Origin of the sequence: Picosynechococcus sp. PCC 8807 (genome assembly GCF_001693295.1) — a bacterium.
Lineage (GTDB): Bacteria > Cyanobacteriota > Cyanobacteriia > Cyanobacteriales > MRBY01 > MRBY01.
Map to the genome: position 1 here is coordinate 2,499,496 of NZ_CP016483.1, position 18,512 is coordinate 2,518,007.

Annotated in this window: 15 protein-coding genes; 8 read left to right on the plus strand and 7 right to left on the minus strand. The window is 52.1% G+C overall.

Annotated elements, in window-relative coordinates; genetic code table 11:
* Nucleotides 1-22 precede the first annotated feature (22 nt).
* The gene (locus AWQ24_RS12160; RefSeq protein WP_065711231.1) at nt 23-337 is read right to left on the minus strand and encodes a hypothetical protein; all 315 of its coding nucleotides are present in this window, start codon (nt 335-337) and stop codon (nt 23-25) included.
* Here AWQ24_RS12160 and AWQ24_RS12165 point away from each other — a divergent pair.
* Nucleotides 325-996, plus strand: a complete 672-nt coding sequence (locus tag AWQ24_RS12165; RefSeq protein WP_065716963.1) for a pseudouridine synthase — start codon at nt 325-327, stop codon at nt 994-996. The genes AWQ24_RS12160 and AWQ24_RS12165 overlap by 13 nt on opposite strands.
* Nucleotides 997-1,085: 89 nt before the next feature.
* Here AWQ24_RS12165 and AWQ24_RS12170 read toward each other — a convergent pair whose 3' ends face one another.
* Nucleotides 1,086-1,286, minus strand: coding sequence for a hypothetical protein (locus AWQ24_RS12170; RefSeq protein WP_065716964.1), 201 nt, complete (start codon nt 1,284-1,286; stop codon nt 1,086-1,088).
* A gap of 152 nt (nt 1,287-1,438) precedes the next feature.
* The gene (locus tag AWQ24_RS12175; protein ID WP_065716965.1) at nt 1,439-2,518 is read right to left on the minus strand and encodes a RuBisCO accumulation factor 1; all 1,080 of its coding nucleotides are present in this window, start codon (nt 2,516-2,518) and stop codon (nt 1,439-1,441) included.
* A 110-nt stretch (nt 2,519-2,628) separates the two neighbouring features.
* Between AWQ24_RS12175 and AWQ24_RS12180 the strand changes: the two genes are divergently transcribed.
* Complete coding sequence (locus AWQ24_RS12180) at nt 2,629-3,459, plus strand: BMC domain-containing protein (RefSeq protein ID WP_012307985.1); 831 nt, start codon at nt 2,629-2,631, stop codon at nt 3,457-3,459.
* A gap of 49 nt (nt 3,460-3,508) precedes the next feature.
* Complete coding sequence (locus tag AWQ24_RS12185; protein WP_065716966.1) at nt 3,509-5,011, plus strand: MBOAT family protein; 1,503 nt, start codon at nt 3,509-3,511, stop codon at nt 5,009-5,011.
* Here the strand turns inward: AWQ24_RS12185 and AWQ24_RS12190 are convergent.
* The gene (locus AWQ24_RS12190) at nt 5,008-5,355 is read right to left on the minus strand and encodes a c-type cytochrome (RefSeq protein WP_065716967.1); all 348 of its coding nucleotides are present in this window, start codon (nt 5,353-5,355) and stop codon (nt 5,008-5,010) included. The two genes, AWQ24_RS12185 and AWQ24_RS12190, sit on opposite strands and share 4 nt — an antisense overlap.
* 34 nt (nt 5,356-5,389) lie before the next feature.
* A complete protein-coding gene (locus AWQ24_RS12195) occupies nt 5,390-7,177 on the minus strand; it encodes a phosphodiester glycosidase family protein (RefSeq protein WP_065716968.1) in 1,788 nt (595 codons plus the stop codon).
* 439 nt (nt 7,178-7,616) lie between these two features.
* Here AWQ24_RS12195 and gltB point away from each other — a divergent pair, with 439 nt between their 5' ends.
* Nucleotides 7,617-12,251 carry a glutamate synthase large subunit gene (gene gltB, locus AWQ24_RS12200; RefSeq protein ID WP_065716969.1) on the plus strand — a complete coding sequence of 1,545 codons (4,635 nt, stop codon included), beginning with the start codon at nt 7,617-7,619 and terminating at the stop codon, nt 12,249-12,251.
* 165 nt (nt 12,252-12,416) lie between these two features.
* Here the strand turns inward: gltB and trmFO are convergent, their stop codons facing one another.
* Complete coding sequence (gene trmFO / locus AWQ24_RS12205) at nt 12,417-13,787, minus strand: FADH(2)-oxidizing methylenetetrahydrofolate--tRNA-(uracil(54)-C(5))-methyltransferase TrmFO (protein ID WP_065716970.1); 1,371 nt, start codon at nt 13,785-13,787, stop codon at nt 12,417-12,419.
* A gap of 130 nt (nt 13,788-13,917) precedes the next feature.
* Nucleotides 13,918-14,256 carry a DUF1830 domain-containing protein gene (locus AWQ24_RS12210; RefSeq protein WP_030006887.1) on the minus strand — a complete coding sequence of 113 codons (339 nt, stop codon included), beginning with the start codon at nt 14,254-14,256 and terminating at the stop codon, nt 13,918-13,920.
* Between the two features lie 465 nt (nt 14,257-14,721).
* On the opposite strand from AWQ24_RS12210, the gene AWQ24_RS12215 reads away from it, so the two are divergent.
* The 4 genes from AWQ24_RS12215 to AWQ24_RS12230 all read left to right on the plus strand — a co-directional run bounded on the left by AWQ24_RS12215 (nt 14,722) and on the right by AWQ24_RS12230 (nt 18,476).
* Complete coding sequence (locus tag AWQ24_RS12215) at nt 14,722-15,375, plus strand: 1-acyl-sn-glycerol-3-phosphate acyltransferase (protein ID WP_065716971.1); 654 nt, start codon at nt 14,722-14,724, stop codon at nt 15,373-15,375.
* Between the two features lie 227 nt (nt 15,376-15,602).
* On the plus strand, nt 15,603-16,514 hold the full coding sequence (locus AWQ24_RS12220) for an MBL fold metallo-hydrolase (RefSeq protein WP_065716972.1): 912 nt from the start codon (nt 15,603-15,605) through the stop codon (nt 16,512-16,514).
* Between the two features lie 41 nt (nt 16,515-16,555).
* Complete coding sequence (locus AWQ24_RS12225; protein WP_012307994.1) at nt 16,556-17,551, plus strand: bifunctional riboflavin kinase/FAD synthetase; 996 nt, start codon at nt 16,556-16,558, stop codon at nt 17,549-17,551.
* Entirely contained in the window at nt 17,532-18,476 is a 945-nt protein-coding gene (locus AWQ24_RS12230) for a MoxR family ATPase (protein ID WP_012307995.1), read from the plus strand. Before AWQ24_RS12225 ends, AWQ24_RS12230 begins: the two co-directional genes overlap by 20 nt.
* Nucleotides 18,477-18,512 lie beyond the last annotated feature (36 nt).

Sequence of the window (18,512 nt, forward strand, 5' to 3'; positions counted from 1 at the left end):
TCGTTTTTAACAAAAATGGGGGTCAGCCACGGGAGATGGCAAAGGGAGACGACGGCATTGAAGTTGCTGGAGAGGTTTGGGGCGCAAAGAATTTTCGCAAACCCCATTTAATCAGGCGCTCAACGACAACGGCTGCAATCAAAATCAGAAAAATAAAGGGCACTAGCAAAAGTAAGCCAAGGAGAGGACTTTCCCCTGCTTTTGTTTCAGGAACCACCGCCGGGGCAGTCGCAAGGGGGCTGGGTTGGGTTTCCTGAAGTTGGATTTTTTCTGGTGTCTGGGAGGTGACTTCGGGCATGATGTTAGTAGTCATCTCTTGTTCTAATGCAGCACTCATACGTTTTGCTCCACAAGCCTTATAACGTCCTTTGTCAGTTTACTGATAATAGCCCCCAAGGGTCACAGCGGCAAACGTTGAAGGATTTTGTGCCTGTGCCAGATATTTATTCTGTAGGTCGTTTAGATTTGGATAGCGAAGGGCTTTTATTATTGACCAATGATGCTCCTTTGAAGCATTATCTTTGCGAACCGAAATTTGCCCACCCCCGCACCTATTGGGTACAGGTGGAAAATATTCCGGACGGGCAGGCGTTAGAACAGTTGCGCCAGGGGGTAATGGTGCAAGGGAAAAAAACGCGGCCGGCGATCGCCAATCTCTTGATCCCTGAGCCAACCGTCCCCGCACGAGAACCCCCGATCCGCTTCCGGAAAAATGTCCCGACAGCCTGGTTAGAACTGACCCTAACGGAAGGGCGAAATCGTCAGGTGCGCCGGATGACCGCCGCAGTGGGGCATCCCACATTACGCCTTATGCGCGTCGCCATAGGTACAGGGCCAGCGAAATTAACCCTCACTGGTCTAGGGCCGGGGGAATGGCGGCATTTAACGACGGCGGAAATTGGAGCCTTACAAAACCTGGTAAAAAAAGCCAAGCCAAACCAGCGATCGCCCCACAAAAAAACAGCCAGCCGCAAACCGAAGGGAAAACGCTACTGACTATTTTGATCTTGAAAGATATTTGGAACGAAAACGAAACTTGAAGATTTGCTGGTAGTTTCCCACCAGATCCCCATTGAGAGGGGCGCTTAATAAGCGAGGGTCTCTAGGGTTTCCTTGAGGTAAATGGTGACTTGCTGATCGACGCTGAGGTTCTCAAGGGGGAGGATTTCGCAATGGTTTGCATACCAGCGCTTGAAACCAGAACTGCGGGCGATCGCCTGCTTCAGGCTATCCCAAATGGCGTGATCTGGGGATGCTTCAGTGTAGGCAGTGGTCGAGTGCGGCATTTTTCACCTCAGGAATAACGCTCTGTATTTCATACTGTAACGCAATCGCCCAGAAAAGTAATGCTATCTAGTACACCGTTAGGGGAAATTTCCCGATAAAAATTTTGGCGCTAAATAGAGAGGAATTCGGGCAAAAGCAGCATTTTTTGCGCTTAATCGTCCATTTGCCAGGGTTCCCGGAGGTTATTCTCATCGAGAATTTTTTTCGGGCGCATCACCAAGAGGACTTGGCCTAAAATTTTGGCGATCGGTGCTTCGGCAAACCAACCCAATTCCACCTTGCCGTCGGCATCCACCGCAAAATAGCTGTTGTCATTCCAAACAGTTTGTTGACGATCAAGCAAAATCAAAACGGGTTCTGGCTTACCGGGAATGGGCTGGGGCAGTTGATCGGTTTGGTGGAAGATCACTACCGGATCTCCCGCTGTCAGTACATTTTGCCAACTGGGTAGCGGCACCAGACTTGTCGCTGCGGCAACTGTCACGAGATTAAAAGGAGACGCTTGCTTGAGGGGAGGCACGCTCAACAGGCGATCGCTTTCTAACGGTAAAGATCCCGCTACCGGAATTAGCAGGGGAACATTGGTATCTTCGTCGTAACGGTAGAGGGGGAGGAGTGGAGCCGCCTTGGTGGGGCTGGTGGTGAGGTCACTGAGGAGTTGCTCGATTTTTTGCCGGGCGGTGGCAGAATGGGCAAATTTTAATCCCTTGGCGATGAGGCGGGTGCGGTCTTGTAAATCTTTTTTTTGCTTGGCGGAGCGCCAGGCTTGGTAGGCAACGGCATCCCCAGGGTGTTCCGTGAAACCATCGGGAATTTGGGGTAAGCGGGCAAACTCTTGCATCGCCCGGGCCAGTTCCTTTGCTCCATCAAATTCAAGGCTTTTGGCCTGGCACACCTGGGCGGCGATCGCCCTTTGGCTATGACTCAAGATCCGTAGCTCATACAGCACATCAGAACGGGGGCCACGGCAATAGGCCAGCAGATCTTCGGGCACACCACTACTTGCGATGCTTTGGTACACCTGGGCCGCCACAATGATCATATTTTGCTGGGCCGTCTGGAAACCTGTCTGCTCAAAAATTTCCTGGGCGCTATGGCCTGACTGCTGGAGTTGTTGGCAACCGACGCCCCACTCGACCCAAGTCCCTTCCTTGTGGAGTAGTGACCGGAATAAAGCGTCCGTTTCTTCAGGGGAGAGTTTGTATTCTGGAGATTGCGGTTGTCCAATCATAAAGCCGAATCAAAAGTGGAATAACGTAAAATGATAGGTAAATCAGTATTTGCCCGATAAACTTAATCATAAAGCGAGACTGTTCTAAACCGATCCTTCCCCCAGTTCCTATGAATTTTCCTGCCCGTCGGCAACCCCTCCGCCAAGCACCCCACCGTGCGCATCCGTTTCAAGATTGTGCCTTGGGACTCGTTTCCACTAAGAGCTTTCCGGCAATTGTGGGCACTGCGGACATGATGCTCAAGTCAGCGGCAGTTACCCTTGTCGGCTATGAAAAAACTGGGGGCGGCTACTGTACAGCCGTGGTTCGGGGGAAAACAGCAGATGTCCGCCTGGCCGTCGAAGAGGGGGCACGCACCGCTGCTCAGTTTGATCAATACGTTTCTAAATTAGTCATTCCCCGACCGTTGCCAAACCTCGAAGCCATTTTTCCCATTGGCAGTCACTTGGCAGAAATTGCCCAGCAGCAACGGGGTTATAGTCGCCTGAGTAATCGTTCTATCGGTCTCCTAGAAACCCGTGGTTTTCCGGCGATGGTGGGGGCCGCCGACGCGATGTTAAAGTCCGCTGATGTACAACTGGCCTCCTATGAAACCATTGGTGATGGGCTTTGTACGGCGATTATTCGCGGGACTGTTTCCAACGTAGCGATGGCCATTGATGCGGGGATGCACGAAGCAGAACGGATCGGTGAGCTCCACGCGGTGATGATTATTCCGCGACTGCTAGAGGATCTAGAGCACACGTTACCGGTGGCGGAATACTGGCTAGATAAGGCAGAACCAATGCCAGACCTTGTGAAAGAAAAAGCACCCCAGCGCATCGCCTTACCGGAACTAGAACCCGTGTCGGCTCCTTTGGTCATTGAGGCGGAACCAGAAATTGAAAAGGCCGTTGAAGTCGAAATTGTAGAACCTTTTGATCCGGGCCAGGGCTATTAATTCTGAGACAGGGCTGCTATGGTGACCCTGATGTTTTTTTGACGAACCAATGAGGCTGGTATCCTTCGGCTATGGCTGTTTCCTCCTGGGAACAGTGGTGAGCTATTGGGGTTTGGGATGGTTTTGGCCACCTTTGCAACGCTGGCTGCTGCTACTGGCTAGTGTCTTGTTTTATAGCCTGCTACAACCGCAATTTTTACCATTGCTGGTAGGTCTGACGGTCTTGAACTTTTTTTGGGGTAAACTCCTCGTGCGCCAAGGCCCATCGGGCGATCGCCCCCAGTCTTTGCGGCAAGCTTTTCGATTGTGGCAATGGCAGCCTGGGTATTGGCTGGGCTTAGGTATTTTTCTAAATCTGGCGGTGCTCTTTGGGTTTAAATATATTCCTTTTACCCTGGAGAATCTAGCGTGGCTCTGGCCCTGGCCTGGACTAGAACAATGGGCGATCGCCTTCCCAGAAACTCTGATCGCGCCCCTGGGGATTTCCTTTTTTACCTTCGAATGTATCGCCTATCTGGTAGATGTGTACCGGGGGGCTCCCGCGGCCCAGTCCCTATTGACATTCAGCAGCTATAAATTATTTTTTCCTAAACTCCTGTCGGGGCCGATTACTCGCTTTCATATCTTTTCTGGGCAAAGCCGTAGAACCGCAGGCTTATTACTCGACGAAGGGGTCGAAGGATTATGGCTCATCGCCAGCGGGGCGGTAAAAAAAGTCCTCATCGCCGACAATCTGGGGGTTTTTGTGGAACTTTGTGCCAATAACCTCGAACGGGCAGGCAGCGGCGATCTGTGGCTTTTTGTCCTGGCCTATGGCCTCCAGCTTTACTTTGACTTTAGCGGCTATGTGGATCTGGCCCTCGGCAGTGCTAAGTTGCTCGGTTTTCAGCTCCCCGAAAATTTTGATTTCCCTTACTTTTCAACGAGTTTGGCAGAATTTTGGCGACGTTGGCACATCAGCCTAGGCGATTGGCTACGCAACTATCTGTATTTCCCCCTGGGAGGCTCTCGGCGAGGTTTGGGGCGCACCTGTGCCAATCTTTTTGTGGTGATGTTTTTGGCCGGATTGTGGCATGGGGCCGCCTGGGGTTATGTCCTCTGGGGTTGTCTCCATGGTTTGGGCCTAGGGATTCATCGATTGGGACAATGGTTTGCGAATCGTTGGCTGTGGTTAGAGAATTTCTGGGCGTCGCTGCCGGGAATACTGGGGGCATGGCTCTTGACCCAGGCGTTCGTGTTTTTGAGTTGGATTCCCTTCCGTTTACCAGATGGCCCCCGTGCTGTCTTGCTTTTGCGACATCTGTGGCATTATCCGGGGGATTTGCAATTTACCCAAAAAATTTATTTGGAGGGGCTTGGCTTAGCAAGACCTGATTTTTTGGTGCTGTTGAGTTTGCTCCTATTGGGCATGGGAGGCGCATATCTAGTGCAGCGCCAATGGCAACTGCAACTGAATTGGGGCCTTAAAGTGGCGCTGATTCCCCTCTGTTTCTACGGTATTTTGATTTTTGGGCCAGAGGGGAATATTCCTTACATTTACTTTGATTTTTAGGATTTCCAGTCGGTTTGGGATTGCTGGAGAACGTATTGAGCAACTGCTTGGATTTCTTCGGAGCTGAGTTTGTCACCGTAGGCGGACATATTGCCTTTCCCCTGGGTAACAAGGTTGGCGATCGCCTCTACAGAGGTATAACCATTTTTCGCCATGGTCCGTTTTTTAAGATTTTTGCCGCGCCGGACGATATTGCCACCGTTGAGATGACAGCCGGCACAATGGGCTTCAAAGATCTGGGCTCCCTGGTCGAGATCAGCACCGAAAGCGGGGGTTGCCAGGAGGGGCACCAGCAACAGAACGATCATCACAAAGACAATGACTTGGACAAGGCGTTTATTCATCGGTAATTCGGGCAGGGATTAGTGTGCGTCGATTCTATTCTAAAAACAAGCCGATGCCGTTGTTAACCCGTCCGGCGGTAGTGGGGTGGCGATCGCTTAAATTAGCACCAAGGGCAAGGGCCGAAGATCCGCCCCCATCCAAATTCAAGGCATCCGTGGCCCCCAGACGGCGGAGAATATTCGCCCATTCGTTGAGGGTTGCCCCGGCCGTTTCTTCTGCTGCCCCATGGAGGGTCACCAGCAATATTTTGTTGTCTCGGGTTCTGGCGATCGCACTGCGGGAAGCTGACTGGATATTGAAGGCCGTACTAAACTGTTCTGCTTGGCCATTGAGAACAACCTGACCATTCTTCAGGAGGAGCGGCCCACCACCGACAATATTCGGTAACGTCGCAAAACTATTGGGGGTAAATCTGGGTCGCCGTTCTAGGGTCACCCCCACGGGAAATTTGGCTGCCCCAGTGCGAAAGGAGCGGAAGACCAACAAATAACCACCCTGGGGAATTTCATAGCTATTTTGGCCCGCTTTCCCCGCTGTTTCCTGGCGAATGACCTGGTCACGGCCCCCGGAGGTCATCACCGTCAGCACAATTTCATTATCAACGGCTGTGGTGTAACGACTGCCCCAGGCGCGGTCATACAGGGCGGCCCCGGCTTTCACATAGCCGCTATTGATCAGTTCAACCCCAACCTGTTCGCCATTGCCCGCAACAATATCGGTTTCGACCTTGAGGCGGTCAAATTCCCAGCGGCCCGCATTATCCCAGGCCACCGCCCCCCGATTGAGAATCGGCCCCGAACGTAAAGCTCGATTGCCTTGGACAATCCCCAGGGGATATTGGTTATTGCGGTTAAAAAAGCCCGCATTAATGGCGGCGATCGCCTGATTGGTGTCTGCCTGGATCAACAGGGGCGCTAACCCCACAATTGTGTTGTTATCCGGGGTGATCGGCTTAAGCTGGAGTTGCCGTTGGGTGGGGTCAATTTCGAGCCAAGTCACCCGCACAGGCCCAGAACTGGCCGCAAAATTTTCCTGTCGCCACTGCACCCCAGGGAGCCATTGCACAGACCGATTTTGATTTTCTGGTTGTGATCGTAAATCGACCACTAGGCGGGGTGGGTTCGCCAAACTAAAGACCTGGATCTCTGGGGCCCCCGCTTTAAAGACAAGTTCCGTTAAACCGTTGCTATCGTTGAGGGTAAACGGCAGTGCATTCGCCGTTAATTGCGCCCTAAGCCGTTGGGCCGTCACTCCATAATCACTCTGGAGCCGCAGTTTTGTGGGGCTCACCTTTTGCCAGAGCACAGGCCGGTCTAGATCAATGACCAAGCGCGTGCCCCAGGTCTGTTGCCCCTGACGGACATTCAAAATTTGCCCCTTGGGCGTCGTCAGCTCAAGGACATTGCCGTTGGGCCTGGCCTGCCACCGTTGCGCTGCAGCCAAAGCGGTCACATCGAGGTAACGGTAGGGAGCGGCAAAGCGAATCGGCAATTGGTAGGGAGTATTGTCAAACCAGGTGACTGGTTGTTGTCCCAAATCGAGGCCATTCCCCAATTCCATCCCCAGGGTTTTTTCCAAGGTCATTGACTCAATCCCCAGACGCACCGTGCCATTTTCTGACCACTGAGCCCAGGCTCCCCGGAGGGTTTGACCATTGAGGCGAATTTGACTACCCTTGGCTTGGATTTGGGTATTAAGGCTCACGGGATTGGCGATCGCCCGCGGACTTGCCAAGTCTCCCACCAGCAAATTAGGTGTCCCAAAACTCAGCCCAAAACAACCCACTGTCCCCAAGAACCATTGCCAACGACGTAATCCCATCAAAGCCTACTCTTTCCTTACAACATCAACAAACACTGACTTTATCCCAGGGGAAATGTTTCACGCCCCCCAAACGACTGTCCTTTAACGGTATTCCCTATTGTTAAATGAATTTATTTCCTATAATATTGCTACGCTGTCTTTAGCGCAGATTTTGTCAAGTTAAAAATTAAAGAGCGTTAACGTCATCCCCTGGGGAAATGCAGTCGCTAAAATCCTGCCCAAAGCCACGAATGATCAGCAGTTGATAGAGATCATCGTCCCCAAAACTTGACGTCCGACAAAATATCGCTATTCTAAATAAGCCCAACGGAGATTTCTAGTCAAGCATTTCCAGTGGGTTCGTGTAGAGGCCAGTCGTCCCCAAAAATACGTCCCCTCCCCACAGCACACCAGGTTTTTTCTACCCTAAAATTCCTAACCTATGGACCGAGACATAATGAACCATCAAGGCACCTTCTCCCAAAACAATCATCAAGAAACAACAAACTACTACACCGGTCCCCGTTGGCTTGTGGAAGAACGGGATGCCTGTGGTGTTGGCTTTTTGGCCTATAAAGATGGTCGCAAAACCCATAAATTAATTGAACAAACCCTGACAGCCCTCGGCTGCATGGAGCACCGGGGGGGCTGTACCGCCGACCGTGAATCCGGTGATGGTGCAGGGGTGATGACGGCATTGCCCCACGAATTATTTGCTGAATGGTTCCAAGCGGAAGGGATTACCCAGCCAGCCCCCGAAACCTACGGCGTTGGGATGGTGTTCCTCCCCCAGGCTGAAGCAGAATGTGCAGCGGCAAAAGCGTTAGTTGAAGATGTGCTAACCCGTCGTCAATTCAAAATTTTAGGGTGGCGGGATGTACCTGTGGCCCCAGAAACCCTAGGTATTCAGGCCCGGGAAAACCAACCCCAGATGAAGCAGGTGTTTGTGGTCTCGGAACAGGGATTGACTGGCGATGAACTGGATAAAGCCCTTTACATTGCCCGCTCGGAAATTGGGAAGCACCTCACCGATGTTTTCTATGTGTGTACTTTATCCTGTCGCACCATCGTTTATAAGGGCATGGTGCAGTCGGAAGTCTTGGGTAAGTTCTACAAGGATTTAACCAACCCGCTGTATAAGAGTGAATTTGCGGTTTACCACCGTCGCTTTAGCACGAATACCATGCCTAAGTGGCCCCTGGCGCACCCGATGCGTTTGTTGGGTCACAATGGGGAAATCAATACACTCATCGGGAATATCAACTGGATGAAGGCCCGGGAAAATATCCTCGAAATTCCCGGTTGGGACAAGGATGATATTGAAGCCCTCCACCCGATTGTCAATACCGATAATAGTGATTCTTTCAATTTAGACAGTGCGATGGAGCTGTTGGTTCGGGCTGGGCGATCGCCCATGGAAGCGGCGATGATCCTCGTGCCGGAAGCCTATCAAAATCAGCCCAGCCTCAAAGAACACCCGGAAATCACCGATTTTTATGACTACTACGCGGGTATGCAAGAACCCTGGGATGGCCCGGCCCTCCTCGTATTCAGTGACGGTAAAACTGTCGGTGCAACCCTAGACCGGAATGGTTTACGCCCAGCCCGCTATTGCATCACCAAAGACGGCTATATTCTTGTGTCTTCGGAAGCGGGGGTTGTGGATGTCCTCGACGAAGATATTGTGGAAAAAGGTCGCCTCGGCCCTGGCCAGATGGTCGCCGTTGATTTCCAAACCCAAGAACTCCTCAAAAACTGGGAAATCAAACAGCGGGTTGCTGAATCCCAACCCTATGGCACCTGGCTCAAGGAAAATCGTCAAGTCCTCGAATCCCAGGATTTCGTTGGCGATCGCCAGCAAAGCGAAGCCGATCTGCTCCGGCTCCAAACGGCCTTTGGCTACACCGCCGAAGACGTTGAGATGATCATCAATGCCATGGCGGAGATGGGCAAAGAACCGACCTTCTGCATGGGCGATGACATTCCCCTGGCGGTACTGTCCGACAAGCCCCGTCTGCTCTACGACTACTTTAAGCAACGCTTTGCCCAGGTCACCAACCCCCCCATTGACCCCCTGCGGGAAAGCCTGGTCATGTCCTTGAACATGTACCTCGGCGAACGGGGTAATCTCTTGGATTGCGGCACCGAAGATGCCAAGGTGCTCAAGCTGAATAGCCCCGTTCTCAACGAAGCAGAACTGCAACGGGTCCGGGATAGCCAACTGGGGGGCACGACCCTGGCAACGACCTATGCGATCGCCAATGGCCCCGATGGTCTCCAGGGTGCCCTCACAAGCCTCTGTGCAGCGGCCGAAGCTGCCGTTCGGGCTGGCAATAAAATTATTATCCTGAGCGATCGCGCCGACGGCACCGTTGATCAAGACCACAGCTTCATTCCGCCCCTCCTAGCAGTGGGGGCTGTGCATCACCACCTCATCAGCGTTGGCCTCCGCTTGAGTGCCTCCATTGTGGTAGATACGGCCCAATGTTGGAGTACCCATCACTTTGCCTGTCTCGTGGGCTATGGAGCCTCTGCCGTTTGTCCTTACCTCGCCTTTGAAGCTGTCCGTCACTGGTGGCATATTCCCCGAGTCCAGAAGCAAATGGCCGCCGAGCAAATTCCAGCCATGACCATCGAAAAGGCCCAGGACAACTATCGCCATGCCATTGAAGCGGGGCTACTAAAAATTCTGTCCAAGATGGGGATCTCCCTGCTCCAGTCCTACCATGGTGCCCAAATCTTTGAAGCGATTGGCCTCGGCATGGAAGTGATTAATGTCGCCTTCAAGGGCACCACGTCCCGGGTGGGTGGCATGACCCTCGCCGACCTATCCCAGGAAGGGATTGCGTTCCATAGTCGTGCTTTCCCTGAACTTTCCGGCAGTAAACTGGCCAATTATGGCTTTGTGAATTACCGCAAGGGGGGTGAATATCACATGAATTCCCCTGAAATGACCAAGGCTCTCCATAAGGCGGTGGCAGCTTACAACGACGATCAGCAAGAAGCCTTTGATCACTACGGCAACTATCAGGATTATCTAGAAAATCGCCCTGCGACGGCACTACGGGATTTGCTTGATTTCGAGAGCGATCGCCAAGCCATTGACCTTAGTGAAGTCGAGTCCGTAGAAAGTATCGTCAAACGCTTCTGCACCGGTGGGATGTCTTTAGGTTCCCTTTCCCGGGAAGCCCACGAAACCTTGGCGATCGCCATGAACCGCCTCGGTGCCAAATCCAACTCCGGCGAAGGGGGCGAAGATCCCGTGCGCTTTAAGATCCTCGACGATGTGAATGCGAGCGGTGATTCTCCCACCTTGCCCCATCTCCACGGCTTGCGCAACGGCGACACCGCCAACTCTGCCATCAAACAAATTGCCTCCGGTCGCTTTGGGGTAACTCCTGAGTATTTGATGAGTGGTCGTCAGCTAGAAATCAAGATGGCCCAAGGGGCGAAACCTGGCGAAGGGGGACAACTACCCGGCAAAAAAGTCAGTGAATACATCGCGATGCTGCGGAATTCTAAGCCCGGTGTTACCCTTATTTCTCCGCCCCCCCACCACGATATTTACTCCATCGAGGATCTCGCCCAGCTGATTTACGATCTTCACCAGATCAATCCTGCCGCGAAGGTTTCTGTGAAGCTGGTTGCCGAAATTGGCATTGGAACCATTGCCGCTGGGGTCGCCAAGGCTAATGCCGATGTCATTATGGTTTCTGGCCATGACGGTGGTACCGGTGCCTCGCCCCTCAGTTCCATTAAGCACGCAGGTTGCCCCTGGGAATTGGGTGTGACCGAAGTGCACAAGACCCTCATGGATAATCAATTGCGCGATCGCGTCATCCTCCGGGCCGATGGTGGTCTAAAAACCGGCTGGGATGTGATCATGGCCGCACTCATGGGGGCCGAAGAATATGGTTTTGGTTCCATCGCGATGATTGCCGAAGGCTGTATCATGGCGCGGGTTTGCCACACTAATCAATGTCCCGTCGGGGTCGCAACCCAACAACAGCGCCTCCGCGATCGCTTTAAGGGCATTCCTGAGCACGTGGTTAATTTCTTCTACTTCATCGCCGAAGAAATTCGTGCCATCTTGGCCAAACTCGGCTACCGGAGTCTCAATGAGATTATTGGCCGCGCCGATCTGCTCAAGCCCCGCGAAAACGTCAAGCTCACGAAGACCAGTGGTCTCGTCCTAGATTGCCTGACCAACCTGCCCGATGTCCGCGACAATCGCGATTGGTTGAACCATGGTGATGTGCACAGTAATGGCCCTGTCCTAGACGATGAGATTTTGGCAAATGCAGCGGTGCAGCAAGCTATCCGTGAACAAGGCTCCCTGAGTCAAGAGATCAAGATCATCAACACTGATCGCTCCGTCGGTGCCCGGGTTTCCGGTTTTATCGCCAAGCAGTACGGCAATGAAGGCTTTGAAGGAGAACTCAAATTTAACTTTAAAGGCTCTGCTGGTCAAAGTTTTGGGGCCTTTAATCTCTTGGGAATGACCATGCACCTCGAAGGGGAAGCCAACGACTATGTGGGTAAAGGGATGAATGGCGGTGAAATTATCATCGTTCCCCCAACCCAGTCCCAATATGCAGCGGCAGATAACGTAATCATCGGCAATACCTGTCTCTATGGGGCTACCGGCGGCACCCTCTATGCCAATGGTCGTGCGGGTGAACGTTTTGCGGTGCGGAACTCGAAGGGTAAAGCCGTTGTTGAAGGGACTGGCGACCACTGTTGCGAATACATGACCGGTGGCGTAATTGTGGTGCTCGGTGATGTGGGTCGTAATGTGGGCGCAGGGATGACCGGTGGCCTCACCTACATTCTCGATGAACACAACACTCTCCCCGAAAAGATGAATACAGAGATTGTGAACATTCAACGGGTCGGTACTACAGCAGGGGAAAAACAATTGAAGGATCTGATCACAGCCCACGCCGAGAAAACCGGTAGCCCGAAAGCCAAGGCAATTCTTGCAAATTGGGCTAACTATTTACCCCAGTTCTGGCAAGTGTTTCCTCCTTCTGAGGCCGATAGCCCTGAAGCCAATGTTAATGCGGCGGCAAAGCAACTCACTTCTGTTTAATGTAAATTGTGTGAATTACGCCTAATTAACCCGTAAATCTCCCGGTAATCATCGGGGGATTTTTTTTGGCGATCGCCGACTTCTCTACTCACAAAAAAAGCGCACCATCAAAGTACGCTTGCTGAGTCAAAAATCTTGGTGAACCTGGGGGATGTTACGAAATTATTAGACTAAGGCGGCTGGACGACAAGACTCTTCCCGCCATTGCTCCAGGTCAGTGAGGGAGCGATCGCGATAAACGCCATATCGTTCTTTCTTGCTCCGTACGCGTTCTGCTAGGGGCGGAATAATGCCAAAATTGGGGGGCATCGGTTGAAAATGCTTGGGGGAAGCACTATGGATAAACTCGAAGAGAGCGCCCATCATGGTGGTTTCCGGCAAGGTCAAAGGAGTTAATCCTTGGGCTAACCGCGCGGCATTGGTTCCGGCGAGCCATCCCCCTGCTGCGGCTGCTGTATAACCTTCGGTGCCAATCAACTGGCCAGCGGCGAGGAGGGTCGGGCGTTTTTTAAATTGAAGCGTTGCTTCGAGTAACTCAGGGGAATTTAAAAACGTATTGCGGTGCATCACGCCCATGCGGACAAATTCAGCATTTTCTAACCCAGGGATCATTCGGAACACCTGCTTTTGTTCGCCCCAACGAAGATTGGTTTGGAAGCCCACCATATTCCAGAGTTGACCTTGTTTATCTTCCTGGCGCAATTGCACCACTGCATAGGGACGTTTGCCTTTATTTTCGGGGGCGCGAAAATCCCCAAGGCGAGCGTCAAAGAGACCCACGGGTTTTAGGGGGCCAAAACGCATAGTATCTTCACCACGGCGGGCTAATTCTTCGATGGGAAGACAGCCCTCAAAAAATTTCGCGGTCTCCAGTTCAAAATCTTTCAGTTCTGCTTGCTCTGCTTCACAAAGGGCAGCCCGAAACGCCTGATACTGGGCTGGATCCATCGGGCAATTGAGATAGGCAGCTTCTCCCTTGTCGTAGCGAGAGGCGAGAAAGGCAATGTCTTGGTTGATGCTTTCACCAACAATAATCGGACTGGCGGCATCAAAGAAGCTCATATATTCCAAGCCCGTGAATTGTTGCAGTTCTGTGGCGAGGGCAGCGGTGGTCAGAGGCCCAGTCGCTAAAACAGTAATTCCTTCGCTGGGGATTTGGTCTAGGGGTTCCCGGCGAAAGGTGACGAGGGGATGTTCGGCAAGCTTTTGGGTGAGATCTTGACTAAAAACGCCCCGGTCAACGGCTAAGGCTCCCCCCGCAGGAACCCGGTGTTGGTCGGCGGTGCTGATGATCACGGATTGGAGGCGACGAAGTTCCTCGTGAAGCAATCCAGCGGCGCGATCGCTGGAGGCCGCCCCAAAAGAATTACTACAAACCAATTCAGCGAGGTCGGCGGTATGGTGGGCCGGACTTTTTTGGACGGGCCGCATTTCATAGAGAGTGACCGGAACCCCGGCTTGGGCAATTTGCCAGGCGGCTTCTGTGCCAGCGAGGCCACCACCAATTACAGTTACAGAAGGCAGGGTCTTAGTCATGGGCGGTCAAGGTCAAATAGAGTTAGGAGCGGTATTCTATCTTACATTTTGGCTTTGGGGTTTAACGATGGGGGAAGACAAAATAAAACCACCCCGGAGGATGGCTCGTGGCAAAAATTTAAGGAAAAACTTAGGGGGCGATCGCCACTGGTCTAGCCGCAGGAATATCTTGATTCACCGGGGCCGGCTCTGGTTCATCTGTTTCCGAGCCAGTTTCTTGCATTGCCAGACGATAGCAGGGGATCGTGTCCGATAAAATAGCACTCGCCATCATCCCCGTATGAATTTCTAAGATCGCCTGGGGGAGGGCTTCAAACATTAGCCGTTGCCCGGGAAAAACAACCCGCTCAAAATACCAATCTTCAACATTTGTAATACGCGCAACTTGAATTTGACTGGTTGCATTTACATAGCAGCAAAGTAGAGCTTTGTTGTCATCATTTGGGATGGGATCAAGGATTTGAGCCATGGGATTCCTGGGTAAATATTTAAATAGTCTTTTATATCTCTCGATGATAAGCTAACACCGATTGATCCCCAATGGTTGTAACGTCTACTACAAAGACATAAGCTAAGCAAAATAGTTCTTCTTGAAAGTTTGATATTTCTTTATCTATTCGCATTTTGGCAAGATGTTTTCCGAATTTTTCTTTTGTAATTTAAGTAACAATTTTTGATATAAAACCTTATTCTTAAAAGTGTTTCTGGATCCCCAAAAGAATCTTAAGAAAAAATTAAGTTCTTTAAACTACAAAATAACGCTTGGGGCCAAGACGAAAGCCAATGGGCAAAACTCGACAAATCATCAGGAATTCCATCACCACAGGTCACGAAGGAGAGAATTCTCTGAATTCGTCCCGAGAGTCTAGGTATCGATCCGGCGATCGCGGTAATATCGACTGATCAAATCCGTTGTTTCGCCGCTTGTTTCACCATGCCTGAGTTAGAATCTCCCCGCGTCAGGGAACCTTTGAGTAGCCTGATTCTTTACCGTGCCTTTAAGTGGGGCTTTGTGAACCCGGTGTTTCGGACGTATTTTCGGGGCCGGGTGTATGGGGTTGAGCATGTGCCCAGGGAGGGGCCATTTATCGCGGTGAGTAACCATGCCAGTAACTTTGACCCGCCGATTTTGTCCAATTGCCTTTGTCGTCCGGTGGCTTTTATGGCGAAGGAAGAATTATTTCAGGTGCCAATTCTCAAGCAGGCGATCGCCCTCTATGGCGCTTACCCAGTGAAGCGGGGAGCTGGGGATCGGGGGGCGATCCGCGCGGCGATCAAAGCCCTCGAACAAGGTTGGGGCGTAGGTATTTTTCTCCAGGGAACCCGGACTCCAGACGGTACGATCACCGATCCTAAACCTGGTGCAGCCCTCATTGCGGCGAAAGCCCAGGTTCCCTTATTACCCATTAGTCTTTGGGGCACTGAGAAAATTTTAGTCAAGGGGAAGAAAATGCCCCAATCGGTACCTTTAACCGTGCGCATCGGTGAGGCGATCGCCCCACCCCCAGCCGTGAAAAAAGAATCCCTGAACCAAGTAACCCAAACCTGTACTGAGGTTATTAATCAACTGCACCACCTAGGTCGTTGATCTAGTGATCCAAATCACGCTACGTAAGTGATGCAAACCCCCTAAATCGATGGCAGGGTTTGTTAGTCTAACGGTAGCTATTCTTACTATCTTGCTTGTTTTACCAATAAAAATGCTGGTCGCATCGAAGCCCTAGGGCAGTCTTAGCATCGCCAAAAACCAACGATCTCAGGCAAGACCCCCTTCCCACGTCAATTCATTTAATGTTCACGTAATATTTACGAGCCATGGCCCAGGCCCAGACCCAGACGGAATTTAAGATCAAGTTTTGGGGGGTGCGTGGCAGTATTCCTTGTCCCGGGAGAGAAACCGTCCGCTACGGGGGCAACACCTCCTGTGTGGAAATGTGCGCGGGAAATCAACGCCTAATCTTTGATGGCGGTACGGGACTTCGCCTGCTGGGTGAAGCGTTAGTCGCTGAATCGGTACCGATCGCTGCCCATTTATTTTTCTCCCACTCCCATTGGGATCATATCCAGGGGTTTCCTTTTTTTACGCCCGCTTTTCAGCCGCAAAATCGTTTCAATATCTATGGCGTCACTGCGGACGACGAGATCCCGATTCAAAAACGGCTCCATGACCAAATGCTCCATCCCAACTTTCCGGTGCCTCTCCAGGTGATGCGGGCGGAGTTAAATTTTGTTGCCTTGGCTCTGGGGGAAACGGTGTCCCTCGGAGAAGTACGAGTCACCAATGGGCCTTTGAATCATCCCGGTGGCGCGGTGGGTTATCGAGTGGACTGGCAGGGTTTGGGGGTCGCCTACATCACAGACACGGAACATTACGGCGATCGCCTCGATGATCAAGTGCTACGGCTCGCCCAGGGGGCCGATGTCCTCATTATGGATGCGACCTACACGGACGAGGAATATCATGATCCGCGCCATAGCAAAGTGGGCTGGGGCCATAGTACCTGGCAAGAGGCGGTGAAGGTGGCCCAGGCCGCCAACGTTAAGCAATTAATTTTGTTTCACCATGATCCAAGCCATGGTGATGATTTCCTTGATGGCGTCCAAGCAGCGGCCCAGGCTGTTTTTCCCCAAACGGCGATCGCCCAAGAAGGAAAGACCATTATTTTGCAAGCCTCCGGAGAAGGAAATCCTGGGCTGCCTGGGTCGGCCCAAGCACTATCCGTCTGATATCGGTATAAAATACGGTCAAATGTTTCGGACTGTAAAGCGTGCGGGTAATCTCATCAACAACTGAAGCGTTAACACCCACTTGCATTGCCCTGGGCAATTTTGACGGAGTTCACCGGGGACACCAGCGGGTCATTGCCCCGGCGGTTACCCAAGCAAGGGCGCTGTCCCAAGGGGTTGTGGTGGGCGATCGCCTTTCAAATTCTCCTAAAATCCACGCCACCGTTGTCACCTTTGACCCCCACCCCCGGGAGTTTTTCTCTGGGAACCCCCAACATCTCCTCACGCCCCTCCCAGAAAAACAAGCCTTTCTAGCGCAGTTTGGGATCGAACAATTGGTGTTACTCCCCTTCGACCGGGAACTCGCGGCCCTCTCTCCCCAGGAGTTTGTCGCCGAAATCCTCGTCAAACAGTTACAAACCCAGTCCATTAGTGTCGGGAGTGATTTTTCCTTTGGTCGGGGGCGGAGTGGCAGTGCCACTGATCTCCAGGCGATCGCCAAAAGCTTTGGGATCGATGTCCATATCACGCCCCTGTGCCGGGAAGCCGAAACAAGAATTAGCAGTTCTGCCATTCGTGAAGCCCTGGCGACGGGACAAATTCAATACGCAAATCAACTCCTCGGTCGTCCCTATTCCCTCCAAGGCACCGTAACCCATGGTCAAAAATTAGGCCGTCAAATCGGTTTTCCCACCGCCAATCTCCAGGGAGAAGCGACGAAATTTTTACCGAAATACGGAGTCTATGCGGTGCAAGTCACCAGCGATGTTTTGCCCACCGCCCAATGGGGCATACTAAACATTGGGTGTCGTCCCACGGTCACAACCACTGCCCTGCCGACGGTGGAAGTGCACCTCTTGGATTATCACCAGGATCTCTATGGGGCCAACCTGAAGGTGGATCTCCTCCATTACCTGCGTCCAGAACAAAAATTTGCCTCCCTCCAGGCCCTCCAAAATCAAATTCACCAGGATGGCGATCGCGCCCGTACCCTGCTCACCACCACCTCCAATCAGCATGAAAGAACGCATTCGTGACCTCACCGATAACCTCTCGAAAACCATCGTCGGTAAAGAAGATGCCATTCGTCTTGTCCTTGTGGCGATGTTAAGTGGCGGCCATGTGCTCCTCGAAGACGTCCCCGGCGTCGGCAAGACCCTCTTAGCAAAATCCCTCGCCCGTTCCGTCAATGGCCGCTTTCAGCGGATTCAATGCACCCCCGATCTCTTGCCCAGTGACATTACAGGCACCAACATTTGGAACCCCAGTAGCCGCGAATTTGAATTTTTATCCGGCCCTGTGTTTGCCAATGTCCTCCTCGCCGACGAAATTAATCGGGCCACCCCCCGTACCCAGTCCGCACTTCTTGAGGTGATGGAAGAGCAACAGGTGACCGTCGATGGTGAAGCCCGTAAAGTGCCTAAACCTTTTTTCGTGATTGCGACCCAGAACCCCATCGAATACCAGGGCACCTTCCCGCTTCCAGAAGCCCAGATGGACCGTTTTATTCTTTCGCTTACCCTCGGCTATCCTGGCTTTTCTGAGGAGGTGGATATGCTCCAACTCCACCAATCCCGCATTGCCCCAGAGGAACTCAAGCCCTGTATTTCCCTAGAGGAGATGCGTGAACTCCAAAGTCTCGTGAATCAAATCCACGTCGAAAAATCGATCCAGGAATATATCGTCAAAATTGTCCAAAAATCCCGTAATTACGAAGGGATTATTCTGGGGGTCAGTCCCCGGGGTACGGTGGCTCTCCAGCGGGCGGCCCAGGCCTATGCGTTCTTGGCGGATCGAGATTTCATTACGACCGATGACATCAAATACCTTGCACCGTTTGTTTTAGCCCATCGGGTGATTGTCACTGGTGGCAAAGGCGCGAAGGACGTGATCAAGACTTTGGTGGCGACAATTACTGATCCTTCCACGCCCAATAGCGATTACAGTTTGCCGACGACCTAAAATCACCGTGTTAAGATTAGTAACGTTTTGTGTTTT